Origin of the sequence: Pseudomonas sp. LAM2023, from assembly GCF_016620375.1 — a bacterium.
Classification (GTDB): domain Bacteria; phylum Pseudomonadota; class Gammaproteobacteria; order Pseudomonadales; family Pseudomonadaceae; genus Aquipseudomonas; species Aquipseudomonas anuradhapurensis.
Genome location: NZ_JAENHV010000026.1, coordinates 153,500 through 178,143 on the forward strand (window position 1 = coordinate 153,500; position 24,644 = coordinate 178,143).

19 protein-coding genes are annotated in these 24,644 nt (G+C 65.4%); 14 read left to right on the forward strand and 5 right to left on the reverse strand.

The annotated features are described in order from the left end of the window. Nucleotides 1–50: 50 nt before the first annotated feature. Entirely contained in the window at nt 51–1,196 is a 1,146-nt protein-coding gene (locus JKP78_RS15650) for a sensor histidine kinase (protein WP_186687411.1), read from the reverse strand. A gap of 239 nt (nt 1,197–1,435) precedes the next feature. Between JKP78_RS15650 and JKP78_RS15655 the strand changes: the two genes are divergently transcribed. Next, complete coding sequence (locus JKP78_RS15655; RefSeq protein ID WP_200626943.1) at nt 1,436–2,296, forward strand: CAP domain-containing protein; 861 nt, start codon at nt 1,436–1,438, stop codon at nt 2,294–2,296. 264 nt (nt 2,297–2,560) lie between these two features. On the opposite strand, the gene JKP78_RS15660 is transcribed toward JKP78_RS15655, so the two are convergent. After that, nucleotides 2,561–2,851 (reverse strand): hypothetical protein, encoded by a 291-nt coding sequence (locus JKP78_RS15660; protein ID WP_186687407.1) that lies wholly within the window; start codon nt 2,849–2,851, stop codon nt 2,561–2,563. Between the two features lie 750 nt (nt 2,852–3,601). On the opposite strand from JKP78_RS15660, the gene JKP78_RS15665 reads away from it, so the two are divergent. Both JKP78_RS15665 and JKP78_RS15670 read left to right on the forward strand, forming a co-directional pair. Continuing rightward, entirely contained in the window at nt 3,602–4,384 is a 783-nt protein-coding gene (locus JKP78_RS15665; protein WP_186687404.1) for an aldolase, read from the forward strand. A 47-nt stretch (nt 4,385–4,431) separates the two neighbouring features. Continuing rightward, complete coding sequence (locus JKP78_RS15670; RefSeq protein ID WP_186687399.1) at nt 4,432–5,319, forward strand: dihydrodipicolinate synthase family protein; 888 nt, start codon at nt 4,432–4,434, stop codon at nt 5,317–5,319. Nucleotides 5,320–5,356: 37 nt separating this feature from the next. Here JKP78_RS15670 and pdxR read toward each other — a convergent pair whose 3' ends face one another. Further along, complete coding sequence (gene pdxR, locus JKP78_RS15675; protein ID WP_200626944.1) at nt 5,357–6,868, reverse strand: MocR-like pyridoxine biosynthesis transcription factor PdxR; 1,512 nt, start codon at nt 6,866–6,868, stop codon at nt 5,357–5,359. A 101-nt stretch (nt 6,869–6,969) separates the two neighbouring features. On the opposite strand from pdxR, the gene JKP78_RS15680 reads away from it, so the two are divergent. Together JKP78_RS15680 and JKP78_RS15685 are read left to right on the forward strand one after the other, a co-directional pair. Beyond that, on the forward strand, nt 6,970–8,184 hold the full coding sequence (locus JKP78_RS15680) for a benzoate/H(+) symporter BenE family transporter (protein WP_200626945.1): 1,215 nt from the start codon (nt 6,970–6,972) through the stop codon (nt 8,182–8,184). 57 nt (nt 8,185–8,241) lie between these two features. Then, entirely contained in the window at nt 8,242–9,435 is a 1,194-nt protein-coding gene (locus JKP78_RS15685) for an MFS transporter (protein ID WP_200626946.1), read from the forward strand. 122 nt (nt 9,436–9,557) lie between these two features. Here JKP78_RS15685 and JKP78_RS15690 read toward each other — a convergent pair whose 3' ends face one another. Beyond that, the gene (locus tag JKP78_RS15690) at nt 9,558–10,856 is read right to left on the reverse strand and encodes a T6SS phospholipase effector Tle1-like catalytic domain-containing protein (RefSeq protein ID WP_200626947.1); all 1,299 of its coding nucleotides are present in this window, start codon (nt 10,854–10,856) and stop codon (nt 9,558–9,560) included. Nucleotides 10,857–11,087: 231 nt separating this feature from the next. On the opposite strand from JKP78_RS15690, the gene JKP78_RS15695 reads away from it, so the two are divergent. From JKP78_RS15695 to JKP78_RS15720, 6 genes are read left to right on the forward strand one after another with little or no spacing between them, the layout of a single operon-like run. Further along, nucleotides 11,088–12,047 carry an AAA family ATPase gene (locus tag JKP78_RS15695; protein WP_186679428.1) on the forward strand — a complete coding sequence of 320 codons (960 nt, stop codon included), beginning with the start codon at nt 11,088–11,090 and terminating at the stop codon, nt 12,045–12,047. Nucleotides 12,048–12,051: 4 nt separating this feature from the next. Beyond that, nucleotides 12,052–12,996: a DUF58 domain-containing protein gene (locus tag JKP78_RS15700; protein WP_186687384.1), complete on the forward strand. Its 945-nt coding sequence runs from the start codon at nt 12,052–12,054 to the stop codon at nt 12,994–12,996. Between the two features lie 13 nt (nt 12,997–13,009). Continuing rightward, nucleotides 13,010–13,504 (forward strand): DUF4381 domain-containing protein, encoded by a 495-nt coding sequence (locus tag JKP78_RS15705; RefSeq protein ID WP_186687381.1) that lies wholly within the window; start codon nt 13,010–13,012, stop codon nt 13,502–13,504. Then, nucleotides 13,497–14,573 carry a vWA domain-containing protein gene (locus JKP78_RS15710; RefSeq protein WP_200626948.1) on the forward strand — a complete coding sequence of 359 codons (1,077 nt, stop codon included), beginning with the start codon at nt 13,497–13,499 and terminating at the stop codon, nt 14,571–14,573. The genes JKP78_RS15705 and JKP78_RS15710 overlap by 8 nt, the downstream gene beginning before the upstream one ends. Continuing rightward, the gene (locus JKP78_RS15715) at nt 14,570–16,288 is read left to right on the forward strand and encodes a tetratricopeptide repeat protein (protein ID WP_200626949.1); all 1,719 of its coding nucleotides are present in this window, start codon (nt 14,570–14,572) and stop codon (nt 16,286–16,288) included. The genes JKP78_RS15710 and JKP78_RS15715 overlap by 4 nt, the downstream gene beginning before the upstream one ends. Then, entirely contained in the window at nt 16,285–17,919 is a 1,635-nt protein-coding gene (locus tag JKP78_RS15720; RefSeq protein WP_186687373.1) for a BatD family protein, read from the forward strand. Before JKP78_RS15715 ends, JKP78_RS15720 begins: the two co-directional genes overlap by 4 nt. 402 nt (nt 17,920–18,321) lie before the next feature. Here JKP78_RS15720 and JKP78_RS15725 read toward each other — a convergent pair whose 3' ends face one another. Then, a complete protein-coding gene (locus JKP78_RS15725; RefSeq protein ID WP_186687371.1) occupies nt 18,322–18,753 on the reverse strand; it encodes a DUF2628 domain-containing protein in 432 nt (143 codons plus the stop codon). A gap of 408 nt (nt 18,754–19,161) precedes the next feature. Here JKP78_RS15725 and JKP78_RS15730 point away from each other — a divergent pair, with 408 nt between their 5' ends. Genes JKP78_RS15730 through JKP78_RS15740 form a run of 3 tightly spaced genes read left to right on the forward strand, consistent with a single transcriptional unit; the run spans nt 19,162 to nt 24,631 of the window. After that, nucleotides 19,162–20,400 carry an exonuclease SbcCD subunit D C-terminal domain-containing protein gene (locus JKP78_RS15730; protein WP_186687369.1) on the forward strand — a complete coding sequence of 413 codons (1,239 nt, stop codon included), beginning with the start codon at nt 19,162–19,164 and terminating at the stop codon, nt 20,398–20,400. Continuing rightward, on the forward strand, nt 20,397–24,041 hold the full coding sequence (locus JKP78_RS15735; protein ID WP_200626950.1) for an AAA family ATPase: 3,645 nt from the start codon (nt 20,397–20,399) through the stop codon (nt 24,039–24,041). Before JKP78_RS15730 ends, JKP78_RS15735 begins: the two co-directional genes overlap by 4 nt. Then, nucleotides 24,038–24,631 carry a glutathione S-transferase gene (locus JKP78_RS15740; protein WP_186687365.1) on the forward strand — a complete coding sequence of 198 codons (594 nt, stop codon included), beginning with the start codon at nt 24,038–24,040 and terminating at the stop codon, nt 24,629–24,631. Before JKP78_RS15735 ends, JKP78_RS15740 begins: the two co-directional genes overlap by 4 nt. The last annotated feature ends 13 nt before the right edge of the window (nt 24,632–24,644 follow it).

The following is a 24,644-nucleotide window of genomic DNA, read 5'->3' on the forward strand; positions in this document are numbered from 1 at the left end:
AGGCATTCACCTTGTGAGAACGGGCACGGCCGGTGCCAGGCTCTACGCCGTCAACCGGCAGAAGTACCTGGTTCAAGAGGAAAAACAACCTTGAATGTCGTACCCAGTTCCGCACTGGACAGTACTTCGATCATGCCCCCATGGCTGGCGACAATCTCGTTGGCAATGAACAAGCCAAGCCCCAGCCCATGCGGCTTTCTACCTTCCATATGGCCCGCCCGGGCCAAACGTGCCTCAGGATTGAACAGATACATCTTGCGGTCTGGAGGAATAGGGTTGCCCCAGTTGTGGATCTCAATCACCGCGCAATTGTTCTCGGTCGTCAGCCGTATCCGAATCGGCGAGCGGTCATCGCCATGCCGTATGGCATTGGCGACCAGGTTCGATACTACCTGGGAAATGCGTGACGGGTCGAAGCTGGCCGGTAATGGCCCTGCCTGCTCGAAGCGCAGGTCTATCTGCGGATAGGCCAGGCTGGTTTCCTTGACGATGGCGGCGCACACGGCGCTGAGTTCACCAGGCTCACGCTGTATGGGTATGCCCAGGCTGAGGTTGCATCGGGCCAGGTCGAGCAAGTCGTTCACCAGGTCGTTGGCACGCCCGACGCTCGTGTAGATCTGGTTCAGCACAGTCTGTTCCCGCGGCCCCAGTTGCTGATTCCTGGCAAGCATACCGGCCCCCATGGTGATGGCGGTCAGCGGTGAACGAAGATCATGGCCGAGTACACCCAGCACCATCTTTCGTGTGGTCTCGACGGCCTTGCCATACGAAGCGATGGATTCGACCAGGGCCTGGTCGATGGCTTCGTTGAAGCGGATGACCTCCGCCACCCGCTCGGGCTGGTCGATCGACATTTCCTGAGCAAGCCACAGGCGCAACACGCTTGATCGAAGGGCCCGATACTCCGACACCATCTGATCCATGCTGAAGCCATCCATCAGGCGCATGACCGCATGGGTTTCCGCCGCGCTTTCGCCCGCTGACGCTGCAGCCAGTCCGTGGGATTTGTCTATTTCCTCCTGCACGGTCTGGCTGGTTTGCATGTCCCGCGCCACGGCCAGGAGAATGTGCGCTGCGTGGTTCCTCAGGCCCGATGTGCTCAGAGCTTCCCTGGGCAGGTCAACCGTTCGGGCGAAGTCCTCCCAAGCCTGGAGGATCCTTTCCATATGCTGAATGATGAACGTAGACAACCGCATGCAGTCATTCCTCCGCTGCTTGACCAGGGCAGTTTTCGATTGGGTGGAATAAGCGTAGCGCTGCAAAGCCGGGTTTTCGAGCCGGGCGACACCTTTCTGGCGCTTGTAGCGCTACCGTCTGGCAGTTTCCCAGCGAATGAAAATGTACGGATTGTTGGTGAACCAGTGTCGGGCGGCGCAGTCATAGCCGGGCCCTTTGACCGGCCTCACTGCCAACCTCCTGCCGAGCTGTCTGCCCCATGCGCCACGCTGCCTGCTGCTCCCGCCTTGTCTCGCTCTGCCTGTTGCCTTTCCTGCCGCTGTTGACCAGCCCCGCCCATGCCAGCGGGGAGCGCCAGCTGGTAGCGGCGATCAACGACTACCGCGCCCAGCCACAGCGCTGCGAGCGGCGCCTGGTTCGGGCCTCGACGCCGTTGGCGCTGAAGGCGAACCTGGCGCTGCCGATCGGCTATGGGGGTGGCTTGCGCGACGGCTTGAAGGCGGTTGGCTATCAGGCAGTGAAGGTGCGGGCTATCCGCCTGGTCGGCGCCCACGATGCCGAGGAGGCCTTCGACATGCTGCGCAGCGACTACTGCGCTGCGTTGCTCGATAGCCAGTATGCCGATATTGGCGTGCGCCGCGCCCGCAATGAGTGGCAGGTGGTGCTGGCGCGCCCATTGCTGGAGGCGCAACTCGGCGACCGGCGCAGCACGGGCCAGGCGTTGCTGGCCCAGGTCAACGCTGCCCGGGCCAAACCGCGCCTGTGCGGGCGCCAGCGCTTTGCTGCCGCACGCCCGCTGACCTGGAACGCCGCCTTGGGCGCGGCCGCACAGCGCCATAGCCGGGCGATGGCCAACGAAAACTTCTTCGCCCACCGCGACCTCGACGGTGACCTGCCGGCGGACCGGGCGCGGAATGCCGGCTATCGCGGCCGCCAGATCGGCGAAAACATCGCCGCCGGCCAGGGCTCAGCGAGCAAGGCGATGGCAGGCTGGCTGGCCAGCCCGGGGCATTGCGCCAACCTGATGAATCCGATGTTTACCCAGGTGGGGGCGGCATATGCCGAGAATTCGCGTAGCGATGATGGGGTTTACTGGACGATGGTGTTTGGTGCGCCTTGAGAGAGTCGGCCGCAGAAAGAAAGTCGCACGATAGCTGATAAATAGAAGCCTGATAGCACAAAATAAGCAGTTCAAATGGCGTCATGCACAGGGACCTTCAGACAACTCGACAGCAACACAGCAACACAGCAACACAGCAACAACAAGAACAGAAAAGCAACACGAGGAGAACACCTGAGAACTGAAGAAACAGGTAGTTACGCCTGGTGCCGACCGCAGACAAGACAAAACCGGCGTAAGCTCCGGTGCCTGAGAAACGTGGAGTCACTGTGCATGGAGTAAATCACCGCGCCGCATGCTTTCAAGTAACTGATGAACAATTAAAGCAATCAACGCGGAATGTCGTTCAGATGACTCCGTGTAAGTTATTTCTTCAATTCTATTTTCAGCATCGCACAGCAAAGACCTAAACCAGCGCTCCTCATATGCGACAACCTCCTGCTCTGCTTTATATAAAGCAGCTTGCAGGTCGCTCCTAGCCAATCCACCGCTCAGAAATAAGGCGCACGCACGCTCAACAGCCTCAACTGTCTTAGGATAGAGCCACTCAGTCATTCGCTGGCCCTCCGAAGGATCGTAACCACAAGTTTCCCTGAATTCTCAGTTACCACGCCAAACATTTCCACTCCAGTAAACCGTCCTAGGAACCTCATCAACAACGGTATGCACTGGTTGACCTGAGCGGATCACATTTATAGTCGATCTCCGACCTGAGCATAGTTCTTACCTCCCTCTGAAACCTTTGGATAATCCTTCCAGCGCACCAGTACTGAAATAACCGCCAGCGGCCTCAGCGGCCAACCCCGCCCATAACGGCCTGCAGTCCGATCTTGGCCAGACTGCCATCAAGCAAATTCGAGCGGTCTGGCGCGGTCCTATTCACCAGACTGTCCTGCAGGGCCTTTCCCAGCCCGGCGTTCACGCAACGCCCTGTGCAATCAATGCCCACATCGTATTTCGCACTAGGCTCTGTACGAAAAGTCTTGAGACGCAGGTCAGGCAAGGCGAAAACAGCCGAGGAAGCGGAGTGTACTGGAGTACATGAGCATTCCGAGGCTGTTTTCAACGCAGCATGAACAAGTATCAAGGCTTTTCGTACAGAGCCTAAGTACACCGCCCCGCTAGGCTCTGCAGCGGGCGCAACTCTCCACCACCAGCTACTGCATTCGGATAGCAGCGTACGAAAGTACGACGGCGATGACACAACGCTTGCTTATGACACATTGTGTCATTAAGATCGCATTGTGTCCTGACGTCGCCCCGCGCCGCTCAGCCCCTGATCGCCATCCCATGCAGGTACCGCCCATGACGACCACCATGCAAACCCCCAAGGACCAGCTCGTCAAACTCGCCCAGCAGCAAATGCTGACGGCGCTGGCCGACAACACCTACACCCCACGGCAAAAACTCGCCCTCACCTGCCGCATCCTGTTCGATGCTGGCCACGACTCCGGCCTGGCCGGGCAGATCACCGCGCGCGCCGAGCAACCCGGCACTTACTACACCCAACAACTCGGCCTGGGCTTCGACGAAATCGCCGCCTCCAACCTGCTGCTGGTGGATGAAGACCTCAACGTGCTGCAAGGCCGCGGCATGGCCAACCCGGCCAACCGCTTCCACAGCTGGCTGTACCGCGCACGTGCCGACGTCAACTGCATCATCCACACCCACCCGCTGCACAGTGCCGCCCTTTCGATGCTGGAGGTGCCGCTGGCCATCTCGCACATGGACCTGTGCCCGCTGTTCGATGACTGCGCGTTTCTCAAGGAATGGCCCGGCGTACCGGTGGGCAATGAAGAAGGCGAGATCATTGCCCGGGCGATCGGCGACAAGCGCGCGATCCTGCTATCCCACCACGGGCTGCTGATCGCCGGCCGCTCGATCGAGGAAGCCTGTGTACTCGCCATGCTGTTCGAACGCGCGGCCAAGATGCAGCTGCTGGCCATGGGCGCTGGCGACATCCGCCCCATCCCCGAAGCACTGGGCAAGGAAGCCCACGACTGGATCTCTACCCCGAAACGTCATGGCGCCGCGTTCAGCTATTACGCGCGCCGTGCCTTGCGTGCCCATGGCGACTGCCTGGGCTGATCGAAGATGTTGCTCCCTATCCCCTACAACGGCAGAGGTGCCTGGTCATGTCTACACCTGTAATTCGCGGCGTTATCGGCTACACCATCACTCCCTTCACGGCAGACGGCACGCTTGACCTGGATGCCCTGGGCCTGTCCATCGACCGCCTGATCGCCGACGGCGTGCACGCCATCGCACCGCTGGGCAGCACCGGCGAGGGCGCCTACCTGTCCGACAGCGAATGGGAAACGGTGGTGCGCTTCAGCCAGGCGCGTATCGCCGGCCGTGTGCCAACCGTGGTCAGCGTCTCCGACCTGACCACCGCACGCACCGTGCAGCGCGCCCGCCTGTCCCAGGCTTGCGGCGCCACGGCGGTGATGGTGCTGCCCATTTCCTACTGGAAACTCACCGAAGCCGAAGTGGTCGCTCACTACCGCGCAGTGGGCGCGGCGATCGACATTCCGATCATGCTCTACAACAACCCCGGGACCAGTGGCACCGACCTGCCGGTAGAGCTGATCCTGCGCATCCTCGACGAAGTGCCCAACGTGACCATGGTCAAGGAAAGCACCGGTGACATCCAGCGCATGCACCGCCTGTTCAAGGCCACCGAGGGCCAGGTGGCGTTCTACAACGGTTGCAACCCGCTCGCCCTGGAAGCCCTGGTGGCCGGTGCCGCCGGCTGGTGCACCGCCGCGCCCAACCTGATCCCGGCACTGAACCTGGCGCTGTGGGACGCGGTGCAGCAAGGCGACCTGGGCGAAGCCCGTGCGCTGTTCTACCGCCAGTACGAACTGCTGGAGTACATCACTCGCCGCGGCCTGCCCACCACCATCAAGGCGGGGCTGAAAATGCTTGGCCATGATGTCGGCGCCCCACGCCTGCCCCTGCAGCCGCTGGATACGCAAGGCAGCACCTACCTGAAAAGCCAGCTGGTAGCGCTGGCTGACTGACCGCGCCAACTGCCCGGCGGCGCCCTGCCGCCGGGCCTCATCGCACCAGCTTTGCTGCGCCTTGGCCGAGCGCGAACTGGCGCAACACCTTCGCCAGTTTCGCCACAGCCATCGCTAGCTCGCCCGGGGTATGCGCCGCGAACCCCATCAGTACCCCCGCCTCCGCGCTGGACGACGCATACAGGCCACTGAGCCCCAACAGATCGATGCCTGCGGCCTGCGCCGCTTTCACCACCTGTGCTTCAGGCATGGGCCTGGTGAATACACAGGGCATCTGCATGCCACCCGCTGGTACGCGCGCGACGAGAAAGTCGGACAACTGCGCCTGCACCAGCGCCGCCAGGGCATCGCGGCGCTCGGCATAGATCGCCCGCATCAAGCGCACGTGGGCGCCGAAGTGCCCACCTTCGATGAACCTGGCCAGGGTCAGTTGGGCCAGCGAAGCCGTATGCCCGTCCTGCAACGTCCGCGCAGCGGTCATCGGCCCGACCAGCTGCGGCGGCAAGACCATGTAGGCAATACGCAAGCCGGCGAACAGGGACTTGGTGAACGTGCCGATGTAAACCGTCCGGTCATGGGCATCCAGGCCTTGCACGCACGCAGTGGGCTTGCCGGCATAGTGAAATTCGCTGTCGTAGTCGTCCTCGATGAGCCAGGCGCGCTGCTGCCGTGCCCACTCGATCACTGCCAGGCGCCGGTCCAGGGACAAAGTCACGCCGGTGGGGAACTGGTGCGAAGGGGTCAGGAAAACCGCCCTGGCCTGGGGCGCCAGGCGTGGGATCTGCTCCACCTGCATGCCGCCCGGGTCCACGGCCACGGGGATGCAGTGCAGGCCCGCAGCAACCAGTGCCTTCCTGGCGCCGTGGTACACCGGGTCTTCGATAACTACCTGGTCACCGGCATCGGCCAGCACATGGGCACACAGGCTGAACGCCTGCTGCGAACTGGTAAGAATGAGCACGCGGTCGGCCGTGGCCTGGGCGCCGCGTTCCAGGTTGACGTAATCGGCAATGGCCCGCCGCAGTGACTCGGTGCCTTGCGCCGCACTGTGCAGCAGCGCCTGGGTGCCATGTTCCTTTAACACCTGCCGCTGCAGCTTTTCCCAGGTCTGTAACGGAAAGTTGCGTGTCTCTGCCACACCCGGTGCAAACGGGCGCGGGGCGAAAAAATTGTGCACGCCACCGTCCTGGCACAGCGCCTGGCCCCGGCGGCTGAGCACTGCCGGCTCGGCCGGGGCTTTCACCCGCCCGCCCCGGGGGCGCGCCGGGAGGTGCTGCGCGCGGGGTGAAACGAAGCTGCCGCTGCCTACCCGGCGCTCGATGAAGCCTTCGGCGTGCAACTGGCCGTATGCGGCTTCAACTGTATCCCGCGATACCGCCAGCGAAGTCGCCAGTGCACGAGAGGCAGGCAAGGCCTTACCCGCGGGCAACGCCCCTTCGAGAATCAGCTGGCGTATCGCCCGCTGGATCCGCACGTGCAACGGCAGCGCCCCACGCACCGGGTCACCGATCCAGGCCTTCACCGACTCCAGCTGTGCATGCTTGAACATTGGTATGTACAGACCTTGAAAAGTGGTGGGGTATTACCGGCCATTTTAACGCTATAAAAACCATGCCTTGCAACCCTATGTGCCAGTACCCGGAGGCCCCCATGGACGCGCCTGCACACACTGCTTCAACCCCCCTACAGCTGACCGATCTGCTACACCCCATGGTGGCGGGGATCGTGTCGGTCATCGTCAATTACGGTGGCACCTTCATCCTGGTGTTCCAGGCCGCCAAGCTGGCCGGGCTGAGCCCGGAGCTGACCTCGTCGTGGGTCTGGGCCGTGTCGATCGGCGTCGGCCTCAGTGGCTTGGCCCTGTCCTGGTACAGCCGCGAGCCAGTGATTACTGCCTGGTCCACGCCGGCCGCAGCGTTCCTGGTCACGGCGCTGGGCAGCGTGCCCTACAGCGAGGCCATCGGCGCGTATCTGTTGTCGGCTGCCGGTTTCGTGGTGCTGGGGCTGACCGGGTGCTTCGAGCGCCTGGTGCGGGTGATTCCCGGCGGGATTGCCGCTGGGCTGCTGGCGGGTATCCTGCTGCAGTTCGGCATCGGTGCATTCGGCGGCCTGTCGGTCGACCCCGCGCTGGCCGGGCTGCTGATCGCGGCCTATATGACGTTCAAGCGCCTTACCGCCCGCTACGCTGTAGTAGGTATTCTGCTGCTGGGCCTGGGCTACCTGCTTGTCCAGGGCCAGGTGGGCCTGGCATCGCTCAGGCTGGAATTCGCCTCGCCGGTGTTCACCGCGCCCACCTTCTCGCTCAATGCCGCGCTGAGCGTGGCCCTGCCGTTGTTCCTGATCACCCTCACCGGCCAGTACATGCCTGGCATGCTGGTGCTGCGCAACGACGGCTTCAAGACCAGCGCCAACCCGATCGTCGCGGTGACTGGCCTGGGATCGTTGCTGATGGCTCCGTTCGGGTCGCACGCCTTCAATATCGCCGCCATCACCGCTGCCATCTGTACCGGCAAGGACGCCCACGAAGACCCGGGCAAACGCTGGGTTGCGGGCATCGCTGCCGGTGTCTGCTACATCCTCGTGGGGGTGTTCGGGGTCACCCTGGCCAGTGTGTTCATGGCCCTGCCGGCCACCTTCATCACCACGCTGGCCGGTCTTGCCCTGCTCGGCACCATCGGCGCCAGCCTGGCCAGCGCGATGGCCGATGCCCGTTCGCGCGAGGCAGCACTGATCACCTTCCTGGCAGCGGCCGCCAACATCAGCCTGTTCGGCATCGGCGGGGCATTCTGGGGATTGGTCATCGGCCTGCTGGCCCATGCCGTGCTGAACGGCCGCCTACCCGGTTTCAGCCGCTCGCCCCGTTAAGCGGGCTTTCACCACCCTGCCGTGCGCCGGGTGCGCACGCCATACAAAGGTATCGACATGCCCCCAGCTGGCCCCAAGCTTCTTACCCAAATTGCTGCAGTGCACTTCGTCAGCCATGTGCACATCATGCTGGTCCCGGCGCTGCTGCCCGTGCTCCCCGGCTTGCTGGGGGTCGGGTTCGTCGAGCTCGGCGTGGCCCTGGCGGTGTTCAACATCGTCTCCGCCCTGGTGCAGGCGCCGCTGGGCTATGCCGTCGACCATTACGGTGCGCGCAAAGTGCTCAAGGCCGGCTTGCTGCTGGGCAGCCTCAGCTTCCTGCTGGTTGCCCTCAGCCCCAGCTACGCACTGCTGCTGGTAGCGATGGCCATGGCCGGCCTGGCCAATGGCGTGTACCACCCGGCCGACTATGCGCTGCTGGCCAACGGCATCGATCAAAGCCGCCTGGGGCGGTCGTTCTCGATCCACACCTTTGCCGGCTTCCTGGGCTCGGCGATGACGCCAGCGGTGTTTCTCGGCATCGCTGCCGTGTTCGGCACGCAGGCAGCCCTGGCGGCGGGCGCGGCAGTGGGGCTGGCCGCCTTGCTGCTGATATCAGTGCCCGGCAGTGGCGTGTATCAGGTTGCCAGGCCGGGCAATGCAGATGGCGCCGCCCCCGCAGCAGCAACCGCTCGCGTACGGCTGTTCACGCCCATGCTCGGGGTGCTGACGGTGCTGTTCATCCTGCTCAACCTGAGCACCAGTGCCATCGAGAAGTTCTCCGTGGCCGCACTCGTCCAGGGCCAAGGCCTGACCCTGGCCTGGGCCAACACGGCGCTTACGGCCTTCCTGCTCGGCAGTGCGGCGGGCGTGCTATGCGGCGGGGCCTTGGCGGACCGGACCCGGCGCCATGGCCTGGTAGCGGCATTGGCCTTCGCCCTGGCGGCGGCGTTGACGACGCTGGTGGCCTTGGGGCTGCTTCGGGGCTGGCCGTTGGTAGGGGTGCTGGGTGCCATTGGCTTGCTGACCGGGGTCATCGCCCCGTCGCGGGACATGCTGGTCAAGGCCGCGGCTCCGCGTGGTGGCGAAGGCAAAGCCTTCGGGCTGGTCTCGACCGGCTTCAACATCGGCGGCGCCCTGGGGCCGGTGGCGTTTGGCTGGATGCTCGACCAGCGCCTGCCTAATGGCGTGTTCGTGGCATCGGTGGTGTTCATGCTGCTGACAGTGCTGCTGACCCTGGCGCAGGAAGCATACCGGGCCAGAAGGCAGCGATAACGTGCCTAGCCGCTCCCGCAGGTAATGCGCCGCTCTCGCGGTTGACGCCAGACCTGCCGGAGCGGGCTTGCCGGCGAACACCGGCGCAGCGGCTGCCACGCAAGCCCATTGCCGCAGTTGGCTCAGGCGACCGGGTTGGCATGCACCACGCGACCATCCGCCGCGGGTCGATTGACGAACAACACGTCCAGCACACTGTTACGCAACCCCTTCACGGCATTCCAGTTCGCCGACGCATGTATGTACCGGTGGCGCAACAGCTGCTCCTCCTCCGCCGTCAACCCCGGCTGTTGCCGGTCACCCAGGGCCAAGGCATGCAACTTGCGGCTGATTTCCAGCAATGCCTCCGGCAAGCGATGCTCGGCCTGGCCGCCCAATGGGGCAAACGGCACCCCCGCCCGCACCGCCAGTTCGCGCATGATGCTCAGGTACACCCGTGATAGCTGCCCCGCCACCTCCCGTTCACGGTATACCGCCGCATACACCTGCTTTTGCGCCTCATCCGAGCGGTCACCGGCAAGCGGCACCTCCCAGGCCAGCACCTGCGCTCCACGTGCCTCCGGTATCGAGGCCAGCAAGGCCTGCATCGTGGCGTATACGCGTGTCTGCTCGGCACGCATACCTTGCGGCACACGCTGTGATTGCGGTTTGCACAGCAACACCTGCTCCTGGGTGGTCTCCGGATAACCACCGCCGATGTTCGAGTGCACGCCTGGCAGCACGATGTCATGATCGCTGCGCACCAGCGGGTAGTTGTGCCGCTGCTCGTCCCGCGCCACCAGTTGCACCGTTTGCCGGGCAATGCCTGGCCAAAGCCCCAGGCGCAAGCCGGCGTGGCGCTCGTCTGCCGGGTCGAAGTCACCCTGCAACGGCGCGACGATCGCCGCGACGGTGTCGAACAGGCCGATGAAATTGATCACCAGCCTGCAGGGCACCGGTATCAGCCGGCCTGCATTGTCGTGCAGCAAGTTGGCCAGATGCCGCGCCGCCGCCGCGCCGCGGCTGAAGCCGAACAGATCGAACTCGACGCGCTCGGGCCTGGCCTGGGGATGCGCCTGGCACCAGCCGCGCAATTGCTCGGCTATCGCGGCCAGCGCCTCGGCAACCCGCGCCGCCACCCCTGTCGACCCAGACCCGGTGGCAGACGCGTACACCTGGTCCGCCTCGCCCGCCAAGGTACCCACGCCTTCGACATAGTGTTTCAGAAACGCCATGCGGCCCTCGGCATCGGCCCCCTGCCCCGGATACAGGGCATGCAACAGGGCCACATTGCTCAATGCGTTGGTATAACTGGCCCCCCTGCCCACCGGCACCTCCAGCTGTGCCGCATTGTTCTGGTTGTTGCCGGTGCCATCGAAGAACACCCCGAAACGCAGGGCGACCGGGAACATACATTCGTTGTTACAGCTGTTCGGTACCATCAGCGTGCTTCCTGCTTGTTCAAAAAGCACAAGCAAGCGCCAGCGCGCCGCGACGGAACATCAGCCAATGGCCAGCCATGATCAGGAAAATTCCGCGCGTGCATGGCCCCCGGCAAGGATAAATTTCCCTGCCGCCATTGGTCGCCGCCCCCCCGGATGGATTAAAGTATCAGCCCTTGCCAGGGCAGCTGCTTCCAGTTGCCTGCGGCCCCACACCAGGAACCGTCGCCGATGGAACACCGTGAAGCGCTGATCGCGCTGCGCACTTTTCTTTCTTCCCAGATCCTGGGCCAGGAAAAACTGGTCGAGCGACTGTTGATCGTGCTCCTGGCCGATGGCCACATGCTGGTCGAGGGCGCGCCGGGCCTGGCCAAGACCAAGGCCATCAAAGAGCTGGCCGAAGGCATCGAGGCGCAGTTCCATCGCATCCAGTTCACCCCCGACCTGCTCCCGGCCGATATTACCGGCACCGAGATCTACCGCCCGGAAACCGGCAGCTTCGTGTTCCAGCAGGGCCCGATCTTCCACAACCTGGTGCTGGCCGACGAAATCAACCGCGCCCCGGCCAAGGTGCAGTCGGCGCTGCTCGAAGCCATGGCCGAGCGCCAGGTCAGCGTGGGCCGCAGCACCTACGACCTGTCGCCGTTGTTCTTGGTCATGGCTACGCAGAACCCGATCGAGCAGGAAGGCACCTATCCGCTGCCCGAAGCCCAGCTCGACCGTTTCCTGATGCACGTGAAAATCGGCTTCCCCGACGCGGCGGTAGAACGGCGCATCCTGTTGCAGGCCCGTGGCGAAGCCCTGGGCGGCGAGACCAAGCCCGAACGCCGGGTCAGCCAGCAGGCGATCTTTGCCGCCCGCAAGGAAATCCTCGGCCTGTACATGGCCGACGCGGTGGAGGAATACCTGGTGCAGCTGGTGATGGCCACCCGCACCCCGGCCAAGTTCGACACCGAGCTGGCCGACTGGATCGCCTACGGTGCCAGCCCACGCGGTTCCATTTCGCTGGACCGCTGCGCGCGCGCGCATGCCTGGCTGGCCGGGCGCGACTTCGTCAGCCCCGAGGATATCCAGGCGGTGCTGTTCGACGTACTGCGCCACCGCATCATCCTCTCGTTCGAGGCCGAGGCCGCCGGGATCGACCAGGACCGCGTGGTCCAGCGTATCCTCGACGTCGTCGCCGTAGCCTGAACCCATGCCCACCGCGTCGCTGGCCGAACCCGGCATCCGTATCGGCCTTGCCGAGCTGATCGACATGCGCCACCGCGTGCGTGAAATCCAGCTGTTTTCCCGGCCCGGCCAGCGCAGCCCGCTGGTGGGCCTGCACCATTCCAAGCTGCGCGGGCGCGGCGTGGACTTCGACCAGGTGCGCGTGTACCAGGCCGGCGACGATGTGCGCAACATCGACTGGCGGGTCACCGCGCGCACCCAGGAGCCGCACACCAAGCTGTTCCACGAAGAGCGCGAACGGCCGATCTTCATTCTCGTCGAGCAGAGCCAACGGCTGTTCTTCGGCTCGGGGCTGATGTTCAAGTCGGTGCTGGCCGCCCAGGCTGCAGCACTGTTCGGCTGGGCCGCGCTGGGCCACAACGACCGCATCGGCGGGCTGGTGTTCGGCGACAACGAACACCACGAAATCAAGCCGCGACGCAGCAAGCAGAGCCTGCTGCAGTTGCTCAACCGCCTGGCCAAGGTCAACCAGGCACTGCACACCGAAGCCACCCCCGGCACAGACAGCCTGGGCCTGGCCCTGCGCCGCGCCCGCGAAGTGCTGCGCCCCGGCAGCCTGGCCATCATCATCTGCGACGAACGCTCGCTCACTGGCCAGGTGGAACAGCACCTGGCCATGCTCTCGCGCCACTGCGACCTGCTGTTGATGCCGGTATCCGACCCGCTCGACCACGCCCTGCCCGCCGCCGGCCTGTTGCGTTTTGCCCAGCGCAGTGCGCAACTGGAGCTCGACACCCTCGACGCCAACCTGCGCCAGGCGTACCGCCAGCAGGCCGAAGCGCGCATCGAACGCTGGGAACTGATGGCGCAGAAGCTGCGCGTGCTGCTGATGCCACTGAGCACCCAGAGCGAAATGATCGAGCAACTGCGCGAATACCTGAATGCCCAGCGGCCACGGAGCGCGTCATGAAGAGCAACGGCCAATGAACCCGCTTGACCAATTGCAACCGTTGATCGCCCCGGCGCCGATCGGCCTGTGGCCGCCGGCGCCCGGCTGGTGGGTGTTGCTGGGCGTGCTGCCGCTGCTGGCCTGGGGCCTGTGGCGGCTACGCCGCTGGCGCCCGGGCAAACGCCGCGTCGTGCGCGCCGAGCAACCGCTGGACCCGGTGCGGGTAGAGGCGCTGGCCGAGCTGGCCCGCCTGCCACGACCCTATGACGGCGCCCCCGCGGGTGCCTGGCTGCAACAGATCAACGCGCTGCTCAAGCGCCTGTGCCGCATCCACTACCCGGGGGCCAACAGCCATACCCTCAACGGCCGCCAGTGGCTGGCGTTTCTCGACAACCGCTGCCCGGCCGCCGGCCTGACCCGCTGGATGGTGCTGGTCGAAGGCGCTTACAAACCCGAGTGCAAGCTCGACGACAAAGCCATCGCCGGGCTCAGCCAAGCCGTCGAAACCTGGATCCGCAAGCATGTTTGAACTGGCCTGGCCGTGGGTCTTCGCCCTGTTGCCGTTGCCGTGGCTGGCGCGCCTGGTGTTGCCGGCCGCCGACAGCGGCGAGCCGGTGCTCAAGGTCGGTTTCCTCAACGAACTGGAAAGCCTGGCCGGGCGCCGTGCGCGGCTGAACCTGCCGACCTGGCGCCAGCAGGCGCCGTTCGTCGTCATCTGGCTGCTGTTGCTGTGCGCCGCCGCCCGCCCGCAGTGGCTGGGCGACCCGGTCCCGGTGGCCGCCAGCGGCCGCGACCTGCTGGTGGCGGTGGACGTGTCCGGGTCGATGGATTTCCCCGACATGCAATGGCAGAGCGAAGAGATCAGCCGCCTCGACCTGGTAAAGGCGCTGCTCGGCGACTTTCTGCAGGACCGCGAAGGCGACCGCGTGGGCCTGATCCTGTTCGGCAGCCAGGCCTACCTGCAGGCCCCGCTCACCTTCGACCGGCGCACCGTACGGACCTTCCTCGACGAAGCCCAGATCGGCATCGCCGGCAAGAACACGGCGATCGGCGACGCCATTGGCCTGGCGGTCAAGCGCCTGCGCCAACGCCCGGCACAAAGCCGGGTGCTGGTACTGATCACCGACGGCGCCAACAACGGCGGGCAGATCCACCCACTGACCGCCGCCCGCCTGGCCGCCCAGGAAGGCGTACGCATCTACACCATCGGCATCGGCGCCAACCCCGAGGCCAGTGGCACCCCGGGCCTGCTCGGCCTCAACCCGAGCCTGGACCTGGACGAAGCCTCGCTCAAGGAAATTGCCGAGATCACCCATGGCAGCTACTTCCGCGCGCATGACGGCGCCGAACTGGACGCCATTGGCGACACCCTTGACCAGCTTGAACCGGTGGCCCAGCAACCGACCCAGTCGCGCACCGCGAAAGCCCTTTACGCCTGGCCGCTGGCCCTGGCGCTGTTGTTGAGCGTGCTGCTGGTGGTGGCCGTGCAATGGCCCGACAACCTGCTGCAGCGGGTGTTGCGCAAGCCGCGCTTCCTGCAGCCGCACCCGGAGTGGCGCCAACGCCTGAAGCGCCTGCGCCTGAGGAGGCGGCGATGAGCGAACTGTGGCCTGAATGGTTGCGCCCGCTATGGCTGCTGGCCGTGCCCCTGCTCGGCTGGCTGCTGTACAAGCTGTGGCACCGGCGCAAGCGCGCCGGGCGCTGGCAGCTGATCCTGCCGCCGGCGTTCCATGGCGTGCTGCTCGGCGGTGGTAGTGGCAGCAGCAGCAAGCTGCCGTGGGTGGCGCTGGGCCTGGCCTGGGCGCTGGTGGTCCTGGCCCTGCTCGGGCCCAGCTGGCAGCGCGTGGAGGAAAGCCGCCAGCGCCCGGCCGACCCGCTGGTGATCCTGCTGGAACTGACCCCGCAGATGCTCGCCGAGGACAGCCCACCCAACCGCCTGGAGCAAGCGCGGCGCAAGATTCTCGACCTGCTGGAGCACCGCCGCGACAGCCAGACCGCACTGGTGGTCTACGCCGGCTCGGCGCACACCCTGGTACCGCTGTCCGACGACCTGGCGACCACCCGCAACCTGCTGGAGGCGCTCGACCCGTCGATCATGCCCAAACCCGGCCAACGGGCCGATCTCGCCGTGCAGAAAGGCCTGGCCCTGCTGGCCCAGAGCGGCCTGGGCCAGGGCCGCCTGCTGCTGATCGGTTCTGCGCTGAGTGCGCCGGAGCGCCAGGGTATCGCCCAGGCCCTCGGCCGCCAGGGCCCGAGCCTGCTGATGCTGGGCATCGGCAGCCGCGAGGGTGCGCCGGTGCGCCAGGCCAACGGCGAATACCTCAAGGACGACCAGGGCGGCATCCTCCTGCCACGGCTGGACAGCGCCAGCCTCAAGGGCTTCATCAGCGGCACCGGCGGGCGCTACCGGCATGCCCGGATCGATGACCTCGACCTGCGCGGCCTGGGCCTGTTCGACAACCCACGCAGCGGGCGTAGTGACGGCCAGACCTTGCAACTGGACAGCTGGGCCGACCAAGGCTATTGGCTGTTGCTGCCGCTGTTGCTGCTGGCCGCCTGTGCCGGCCGACGCGGCTGGCTGTTCTGCCTGCCCTTGCTCCTGGCCGTGCCACAACCCAGCCACGCCTTCGAATTCAACGACCTGTGGCTGCGCCCCGACCAGCAAGGCCAGCGCCTGCTCGAGCAGAACCGCCCGGCCAGCGCCGCGCGCCACTTCCACGACCCACAATGGCGCGGCATGGCCTTGTACCAGGCCGGCGACTATGCCGCTGCCGCCGAAGCGTTTTCCCAGGGCGATACGGCCGCAGCCCACTACAATCGAGGCAATGCCTTGGCCCGCAGCGGCGAGCTGGAAGCTGCGCTGGACGCCTATGAACAAGCCCTGGAGCGCCAGCCCGACCTGCAAGCAGCGCTGGACAACCAGGCGCTGGTGCAGCAACTGCTGCAACAGCGGACGGCCAAGGCCGACGAGCAACCGGCCAACAGCGATGCCCAAGGCACGCCCGGCAGCGAAACCGAAGGCAACAGCAGCTCGGCCAGCAGCCCGGCCCAAGGCACCCCGGGCGATGATGAACAGCCTGGCAACGAACAGCCCGGTGAAGGCAGCGGCAACAGCCAGGCTGCGTCCGGCAACCAGCCGGGCGCAGATGACGGCGTCATCCAGCCGCCGCAGCGCCCGGTGTCGACCAGCCTCGATGCCGAACAGCGCCAGGCCCTGGAACAGTGGCTGCGCGAGATCCCCGACAACCCGGCCGAGCTGCTGCGGCGCAAATTCTGGTATGAACAGCAATTGCAACAGGAAAATCCACAATGAGTCGCTTCGGCGTCTTTCTACTCGGCCTGCTGTGGGCCGTGCTGGCCCAGGCCGAACCGCTGCTGCGGGCCAGCGTTGACCGTACCCGCGTGGAGGCCGGCGAAAGCCTCGAGCTGACCCTGGAAAGCCAGGACGTCACCGAGTTTGGCAAGCCCGACCTGCGCGCGCTGGAAAACGACTTCGAGGTGCGCGGCACACGCCAGCTGAACAGCCTGCACAGCCTGGATGGCGAAACCCGCGCCAGCACCCGCTGGATCATCACCCTGTTGCCACGGCGCAGTGGCAGCCTGCGCATCCCCGAACTGCAACTGGGCCAGTCGCACAGCCAGGCCATCGACCTGCAAGTCCTGCAGGCCGACGCCAGCCGCCAGGACAGTGCTTCCCAGGTGTTCATCGAAGCGAGCCTCGACACTGCCGACGTCTATGTCCAGGCCCAGGCCGTGCTGACCCTGCGCATCTACCACTCGGTGGCACTGTACGACGACAGCAGCCTGAGCCCGCTGCAACTGGACAATGCCAAGGTCGAACCGCTGGGCGAATCGCGTACCTATGAAAAGGAAATCAACGGCGTACGCCATGGCGTGATCGAAACCCGCTATGCCATTTATGCCCAGCAGAGCGGTACCCTCGAGATACCGTCGTTGACCTTCACCGCCACCGCTGCCGCCAGCCCCGACGCGGCCTCGGCCGCCAACGGCACGGCCCGGGCCGGGCGCCAGGTGCAGGTCAGCTCGCTGCCATTGCGCCTGGCCGTGCGGCCGATTCCGGCGGCCTGGCCAGCTGGCGTGCCGTGGCTACCGGCCCGTAGCCTGAGCCTGGAAGAGCACTGGAACCCTGACCCGGGCGACCAACAGGTGCAGATTGGCGACTCGCTGACCCGGAACATCACCTTGCGTGCCGAAGGCTTGTCCAGCACCCAGCTGCCACCGCTGCCAGCCACCGAAATCACCGGGCTGCGCCGCTACCCCGACCAGCCGCTGCTGCGCAACGAGATTGGCGAGCGGGGCATGACCGCCAACCGTGAGGAACGCGAGGCGCTGGTGCCGACCCACAGTGGCGCACTGGCCCTGCCGGTACTGGAAGTAGCCTGGTGGAATACCCGCGAGGACCACCTGGAGCACAGCAGCCTGCCAGCGCGTACGCTCAACGTGCAGGACAACCCGGCACTGAGTGCCGACACCCCGGCGGGCGACAGCAGCAGCGCCAGCAGCCTGCTGTGGCCGTGGCAGCTGGCCACCTTGCTGTTTGCCCTGACCAGCGTGCTGGGCTTCGCCCTGTGGTGGCGCGCCCGTTCGCAGCCGGCCGTGCTGCGCGCCGCGCAGACCGGGCCGAGCCCGCGTACCTTGCTGGATGACCTCAAGCGCGCCTGCCAGGCCAACGACCCGCAGGCTACCCGCCAGGCACTGGACGCCTGGGCCCGGCAGCAGCCGGAAACCCTGGCCGAAATGGCGGCGCGCTTCGTGCCGCTGTCGGATGCGCTGGACGGCTTGAACGGGGCGTTGTACAGCGAGAGCGGGCAATATTGGCAGGGTGAGGATCTGTGGCGGGCGATCGGTACCATTCCGCCGGCTGAGCAGGTATTGCTGCCGACCGGCGAGAACGGCAGCCTGCCGCCGCTCTATCCCAAGTGATGAGCTGCCTGTGCGGGCTTCTTCGCGGGTTCACCCGCGAACACCGGCGTACGACATTTCTCCGAATACATCTGCGCCAATGCCGGCGAGCCCGGCATCAACATGCTGGTCAACGCGGTGCATCACGTTCAGATGACCAAGGCCTTGGCCGAGTTGCTGTTGCACCCGCAAGCCGGGGATATAACCTGGCACTGACTACACAGCCCCAAGACATACGCGGCCCCTGTAGGAGCGGCCTTGTGTCGCGAAAGGGGTGCGAAGCGCCCCCAGGATCTGCGCACCACCACAAAATCGCCGGGGCCGCCTTGCAGCCCTTTCGCGACACAAGGCCGCTCCTACAGAGACCACGATCGGAGAGAGGGCTTCATCAACCTGCGAGCACCGGTTGAACTGGCTGACGGCTCAGATGAACCGCTGCCCCTCGAACGGGTTCCAGCCCTGCTGCCCTTTGGTCTGCTTCAGGTAGTAGGCACGGTTGGTCAGAAAACCGTACAGAAATGCAAACCCCATGCTGATGCCGTTATCCAACGGCCGCGGGATTTCGCTACCGGTCGCGATCTCGTAGTAGCTCAGGAGAACGCCAATGACGATCATGATGGCCAGCATGACCAGGTTCTTCTTCCACAGCCCCAGCACGAACCAGTAGATCGGGCCAAAGAAGAACGCGATGAAGTTGTTGTTGATCAGTATTTTCTTGCCAAATGGCAAGGCGCGGAAAGCGGCTTTGTAGGCCTCGGAGGTGGGTGCGCCGTACTGATCGAAGAAGGCGAAACGCTCCTGCCATTTTGACTTGAGGTTGCCTGGGTTGGATTGGGTCTGTGGGATCCCTTCCATTGGTAGCTCCTGTGATTTCGTCCGTGGATATCGAATCGCCATGATCATGGCGGGCCGCGAGGGTAAATCAGCACGTCTTCGAGAGCAAGCCTGATACCTGACAGCTTGCCGATCCACCGTGAAACTGACCGGCCGCTTCTACACCATCATCCAGGCCATAGCCTTGCGTCGCGAAAGGGCTGCAAAGCGGCCCCGGCAATCTGACAGTGATGCGAGTATCCCGGGAGCGCTTCGCACCCCTTTCGCGACGCAAGGCCGCTCCTACAGAATGCGCTGCGCAGGCCTTGAGGCTTGCCGGCGATCGGGGCGCACAGCGGCCCCACGCTTGGGTTACCATACCGCCCTTGCGCAACGCCTATCACCCAAGCCAAGCCCTCGCTTGCTCGACTCGACACCAACAGGTCATCCATGCGTCTGTTTCATACCTCCGACTGGCACCTGGGCCAAAGCCTGCACGGCCAGGAACGCGATTTCGAACACGCCTGCTTCCTCGAATGGCTGCTCGGCCAGCTGCGCCTGCGTCAGCCGGATGCGCTGCTGATCGCCGGGGATATCTTCGACACGGTCAACCCGCCGGTCAAAGCCCAGGAGCGCCTCTACGATTTCATCGTCCAGGCCCACGAGCAGCAGCCCAAGCTGGACATCGTGATGATCGCCGGCAACCACGACTCTGGCTCGCGCATCGAGTTGCCCGCCGCACTCATGCGCCGCCTGCGTACCCATGCCCTTGGCCGCGTGCACTGGCTGGACGAGGGCCAGCTGGATGCCGAGCGCCTGCTGATCCCGCTGACCAACGGCCGCGGTAAAGTCGCCGCCTGGTGCCTGGCCCTGCCCTTCCTGCGCCCGGCCGAGGTGACCGGCCCGCACCTGGGCGACGACTACCTGCAAGGCATCACCCAAGTGCACCAGCAACTGATCGCCGCTGCACAGAAGAAGCGCAGGAAAGACCAGGCGCTGATCGCCATCAGCCACGCGCACATGGCCGGTGGCGCGGTCTCGGAAGACTCCGAACGCAGCCTGATCATCGGTAACGCCGAGGCGCTGCCGGCCAGGCTGTTCGACAAGGCCATCAGCTACGTCGCCCTGGGCCACTTGCACAAGCCGCAAAAGGTCAACCGCGAAGAACGCATTCGCTACAGCGGCTCGCCGATCCCGCTGTCATTCGCCGAGATCAACTACCCGCATCAGGTGCTGGAGGTGGAACTGGATGGCAGCGGCCTGGTCAGTGTCGAGCCGCGCCCGGTACCACGCGCAGTGGCCCTGCAACGGGTTGGCCCGGCACCGCTGGGCGAACTGCTGACGCAACTGGGCGAGCTGCCAGTGATCGACCTGCTCGAAGACCCCAACCGCCAGCCCTGGCTGGAAGTGCGGGTGATCCTCGACGAACCGCAACCCGACCTGCGCCAGCAGATCGAAGGTGCCCTGCAAGGCAAGGCCGTGCGCCTGGTGCGCATCAGTGCCGAATACGCTGGCCGCAACAACGCCGAAGACGATGACCTGGCCTTCGTCGAACTGGCCCAGATGACCCCGCAGGACCTGTTCAGCCGCGCCTGGGAGCAGGCCTACGGCAACCCTGTCGACGAACAGGCGCTGGCCGACTTTGCCCTGCTGTTGCAGGACGTGCAGCAGGAAGAGGAACAGCCATGAAGATTCTCGCCATCCGCCTGAAGAACCTGGCATCGCTGGCCGGCCCGATCGACATCGACTTCACCGCCGAGCCGCTGGCCAGCGCCGGCCTGTTCGCCATCACCGGCCCTACCGGCGCCGGCAAGAGTACCCTGCTCGACGCGCTGTGCCTGGCCCTGTTCGGCAGCGTCCCGCGGCTCAACGACATCGGCCGCGAGGCCAAGGTGCCGGATGCCGACGGCGACATCCCCACCTCCGACCCGCGCAACCTGCTGCGCCGGGGTACCGGTAGCGGCTTTGCCGAAGTGGACTTCGTCGGTATCGACGGCCGCCGCTACCGGGCCCGCTGGGAGGCCAACCGCGCCCGCGACAAGGCCAACGGCAAGCTGCAGCTCAGCCGCCAGAGCTTTTACGACCTGGACAGCGAGCAGGTGCTGGCCAGCGGCAAGAACGAATACAAACAACTGGTCGAAGCCCGCCTGGGCCTGAACTTCGAGCAGTTCACCCGCGCGGTGATGCTGGCCCAGAGCGAGTTCGGCGCCTTCCTCAAGGCCGACGACAAAGAGCGCAGCGAGCTGCTGGAAAAGCTCACCAACACCGCCATCTATACCCGCCTGGGCCAACGCGCTTTCAGCAAGGCGCGCGAGGCCGGCGAAGCCCACAACGCCCTCAAGGAGCGTGCCAGCCACCTGCTGCCGATGGCCGCCGAAGCCCGCGCCGAACTCGACCAGCGCCTGGAGCTGGCACAGCAGCAGTTCAAGGCCGACCAGGCCGCCGAGCGCCAGCTGGAACAGCAACGCAACTGGCTGAATGAACAACGCCAGTTGCAGGCACAGCATGCCGAAGCCAGCAGCGCACTGCAGGCCGCCGAACAGGACTGGCAACAACTGGCTGACCAGCGCCTGGACCTCGTGCGCCTGGAGCGCCTGGCCCCGCAGCGTCACCAGTTCCACCGCCAGCAGACATTGACTGCGCAACTGGCACCGGTGGCAGCGAAGATCGCCGAGCAACAGCAGCAGCAAGCCGAGCTGCAAGTGCGCACCAGTGAGCTCGAACAGGCGCTGGACGCCGCGCGTAAGGCGCTTGCCGTCAGCCAGGCCGAACACAGCGAGAACGCCCCTCGCCTGCGCCAGGCCTTTGCCGCCCAGGACAACCTGGCCCGCCTGGAACAGGAGCTGGCAGCACAGCGCAGCGCCAGCCAGCAGGCTGAGCAGCAGGTCACCGAAGGCCAGCAACACCTGCAACAGCTGGAAGACAACCAGCAGCGCAGCTTGCAGCAACTGGCACAGATCGATACCGCGCTCGCCGACAGCCAGCACCTGGCGGGCCTGGCCAATGCCTGGCACGCCTACCTGCCACAACTGAAACAGGTAATGCTGATCGGCGGCCGCCTGGCCAAGGGCCGTGAAGAGCTGCCCGGCCTGCAGGCCCAGGCCAGCCAAGCCAATGCGCAGTTGCAGGCCGAGCGCGATGCCTTCGAGCTGCTGTTCCGCGAAGCCAAGGCCGAACCCCAGGCCCTGGCAGAACAGATCGACCTGCTGGGTGGCATGCTGCAGGACAACCGCAAGCAGCAGCGCGCCGTGGAAGAACTGTCACGCCTGCATGGCCGTGAGCTGGAACTGCGCCAGCAGCTGGAGGCCGCGCGCCTGCGTCAGCAGCAGGCTATGCAGCAGCGCCAGCAACTGATTACCGAAGGCACCGCCGCCAAGGCCGAGCTGGAAGCCGCCGAGCAAGCGCTCAACCTCACCCGCCAGTTGCTGGAACGCCAGCGCCTGGCACGTAATACCAGCGTCGAAGAGCTGCGTGGCCAGTTGCGCGACGGCGAACCCTGCCCGGTGTGCGGCAGCGCCGAGCATCCGTTCCACCAGCCTGAAGCACTGTTACAAAGCCTGGGTCGCCATGACCAGGCCGAGGAAGAGGCCGCGCAGAAGCAGGTCGAAACCCTCAACAGCAAGCTGGTTGAGCTGCGTACCCAGCTGGGCGTGGTCAATGCCCAGCTCAAGGAGTTCCAGCAGCAACAGCAGCAACTGGGCGAACAGCTGCAACCGCTGGTGGCCCAGCTGCAGGCGCACAGCCTGTGGCCAGCCCTGGCCCCGCAGGACGACAAGGCCCGCAGTGCCTGGCTCGACAGCCAGCTGCGGCGCCTGGACGAAGAAATCGGCCAGGACGAGAAACGCCAGAGCGCCCTGCTCACCCTGCAAAAAGATGCAGCACGTCTCAACCAGCAATTGCAGGCCGCCCAGCAGGCGCAACAGCAGGCCCAGCGCCACCTGGAGCAACAGCACCAGGCCCTGGCCAGCGACGAGCAACAGTTGCAGCGAGGCCTTGACGACCTGGCCGGCGTGTTGCCCGAAGAGGCCCTCAAGGCCTTGAACGACGACCCGGCCAATGCCTTCCTCGCCCTGGATCAGCAGATCGCCCAGCGCCTGCAGCAATTGGAGCAGCGCAAGGACGAACAGGAAGAACAACTAGCCCGCCAGGCCCAGCTGGACAAGCTGCGCGACCAGCAACAGGCGCGCGTGCAGACCCAGCAGCAGTTGCAGCAGAAACTTGCCGCCCTCGACGAACAGCGCCAACAGGCCCTGGCATTGCTCGCTGAACTGCTTGGCGGTCACGCCAGCGCCGAGGCCTGGCAACAGCATATGGATGTAGCGTTGGAGCAGGCACGCGCCCTCGATGCCGACACTGCCCAGCGCCTGCAGGACTTGCGTACCCAAGGCGTGCAACTGGCCAGCGAACTCAAGGCCAACACCCAGCAGCAGCAGGCGCTGGACGCCGAGTGCCAGCAGTTGCAGGGCCAGATCGCCCAGTGGCGCGGTGAACACCCGGAACTGGACGACGCTGGCCTGGATCGCCTGCTGGGCATGGAGGACGCGCAGGTCACTGAACTGCGCCAGCGCCTGCAAGGTGCCGAAAAAGCCATCGAACAGGGCCGCGTACTGCTGCAGGAACGTGAACAACGCCTGCAGCAACATGCAGCGCAAATGACCGTGGACACCTCGGCCGAAGCCTTGGAACAGGCCTTGGCCGACTTGCGTGAACGCCTGGCCGGGCATGAGCAGCAGTGTGCCGAACTGCGCGCCCAGCAGGCCGACGACCAGCGCCGGCAACAGGCGCACCAGGCGCTGGCGGCAGAAATCGAGCAGGCACACCAGCAATGGCAGCGCTGGGCCCGCCTGAACGCCCTGATCGGTTCGGCCTCGGGCGATGTGTTCCGCAAGATCGCCCAGGGCTACAACCTCGACCTGTTGCTGCACCACGCCAACGCCCAGCTGCGCCAGCTGGCCCGTCGCTACCGCCTCAAGCGCGGCGGCAGCGCCCTTGGCCTGCTGGTGCTGGACACCGAAATGGGCGACGAACTGCGTTCGGTGCACTCGCTGTCAGGCGGCGAAACCTTCCTGGTGTCGCTGGCCCTGGCCCTGGGCCTGGCCTCGATGGCCTCCAGCACCCTGCGCATCGAATCGCTGTTCATCGATGAGGGCTTCGGCAGCCTCGACCCGGAATCGTTGCAGCTGGCCATGGATGCCCTCGACGGCCTGCAAGCCCAGGGCCGCAAGGTGGCGGTGATTTCCCACGTGCAGGAAATGCACGAACGCATCCCGGTGCAGATCCAGGTGCGCCGGCAGGGCAACGGCCTCAGTGATGTTGAGGTGTGCGGGTGATTCTCTACTCGTTCCGCCGTTGCCCCTGGGCCATGCGCGCGCGCCTGGCCCTGCGCTATGCCGGCTGCGAGGTGGAAATCCGCGAAGTGGCGATGAAGAACAAGCCGGCAGAACTGCTGGCGTTGTCGCCCAAGGGCACGGTGCCGGTGCTGGATACCGGTACCGAGGTGCTGGAAGAGAGCCTGGACATCATGCGCTGGGCGCTGGCACGCAACGACCCACAGGATTGGCAGCTGCAAGCCGACGCTACTGCGGCGCAGCGGGCTGAAGCACTGATTGCGCGCAACGACAGCACGTTCAAGGCGCAGGTGAGCCTGTACAAGTACGCCGAGCGCTACCCGGCGCATTCCCGCGCACATTACCGGCAACAGGCCGAAACCTGGCTGGCCGAGCTTGAGGGCTTGCTCGCCGGCCGGCCTTACCTGCTGGCCGACCATCCGAGCATTGCCGATGCCGCACTGCTGCCCTTGATGCGCCAGTTTGCCGGGGTCGAACCGCAGTGGTTCGCCGAGGCGGCTTATCCGCGGCTGCGGAGCTGGCTGCAGGGCTGGTTGGCATCGGACCTGTTCAAGGCCGTCATGGCCAAATAGGTTCATACGCTCC

Bases quoted from the DNA above. Each gene is read 5' to 3' on its own strand.
- JKP78_RS15655 (WP_200626943.1), top strand. From the start codon at position 1,436: ATGCGCCACGCTGCCTGCTGCTCCCGCCTTGTCTCGCTCTGCCTGTTG.
- JKP78_RS15690 (WP_200626947.1), bottom strand. From the start codon at position 10,856: ATGGTACCGAACAGCTGTAACAACGAATGTATGTTCCCGGTCGCCCTG.
- JKP78_RS15650 (WP_186687411.1), bottom strand. From the start codon at position 1,196: ATGCGGTTGTCTACGTTCATCATTCAGCATATGGAAAGGATCCTCCAG.
- JKP78_RS15665 (WP_186687404.1), top strand. From the start codon at position 3,602: ATGACGACCACCATGCAAACCCCCAAGGACCAGCTCGTCAAACTCGCC.
- JKP78_RS15680 (WP_200626945.1), top strand. From the start codon at position 6,970: ATGGACGCGCCTGCACACACTGCTTCAACCCCCCTACAGCTGACCGAT.
- JKP78_RS15720 (WP_186687373.1), top strand. From the start codon at position 16,285: ATGAGTCGCTTCGGCGTCTTTCTACTCGGCCTGCTGTGGGCCGTGCTG.
- pdxR (WP_200626944.1), bottom strand. From the start codon at position 6,868: ATGTTCAAGCATGCACAGCTGGAGTCGGTGAAGGCCTGGATCGGTGAC.
- JKP78_RS15715 (WP_200626949.1), top strand. From the start codon at position 14,570: ATGAGCGAACTGTGGCCTGAATGGTTGCGCCCGCTATGGCTGCTGGCC.
- JKP78_RS15685 (WP_200626946.1), top strand. From the start codon at position 8,242: ATGCCCCCAGCTGGCCCCAAGCTTCTTACCCAAATTGCTGCAGTGCAC.
- JKP78_RS15730 (WP_186687369.1), top strand. From the start codon at position 19,162: ATGCGTCTGTTTCATACCTCCGACTGGCACCTGGGCCAAAGCCTGCAC.
- JKP78_RS15700 (WP_186687384.1), top strand. From the start codon at position 12,052: ATGCCCACCGCGTCGCTGGCCGAACCCGGCATCCGTATCGGCCTTGCC.
- JKP78_RS15695 (WP_186679428.1), top strand. From the start codon at position 11,088: ATGGAACACCGTGAAGCGCTGATCGCGCTGCGCACTTTTCTTTCTTCC.
- JKP78_RS15660 (WP_186687407.1), bottom strand. From the start codon at position 2,851: ATGACTGAGTGGCTCTATCCTAAGACAGTTGAGGCTGTTGAGCGTGCG.
- JKP78_RS15735 (WP_200626950.1), top strand. From the start codon at position 20,397: ATGAAGATTCTCGCCATCCGCCTGAAGAACCTGGCATCGCTGGCCGGC.
- JKP78_RS15710 (WP_200626948.1), top strand. From the start codon at position 13,497: ATGTTTGAACTGGCCTGGCCGTGGGTCTTCGCCCTGTTGCCGTTGCCG.
- JKP78_RS15725 (WP_186687371.1), bottom strand. From the start codon at position 18,753: ATGGAAGGGATCCCACAGACCCAATCCAACCCAGGCAACCTCAAGTCA.
- JKP78_RS15670 (WP_186687399.1), top strand. From the start codon at position 4,432: ATGTCTACACCTGTAATTCGCGGCGTTATCGGCTACACCATCACTCCC.
- JKP78_RS15705 (WP_186687381.1), top strand. From the start codon at position 13,010: ATGAACCCGCTTGACCAATTGCAACCGTTGATCGCCCCGGCGCCGATC.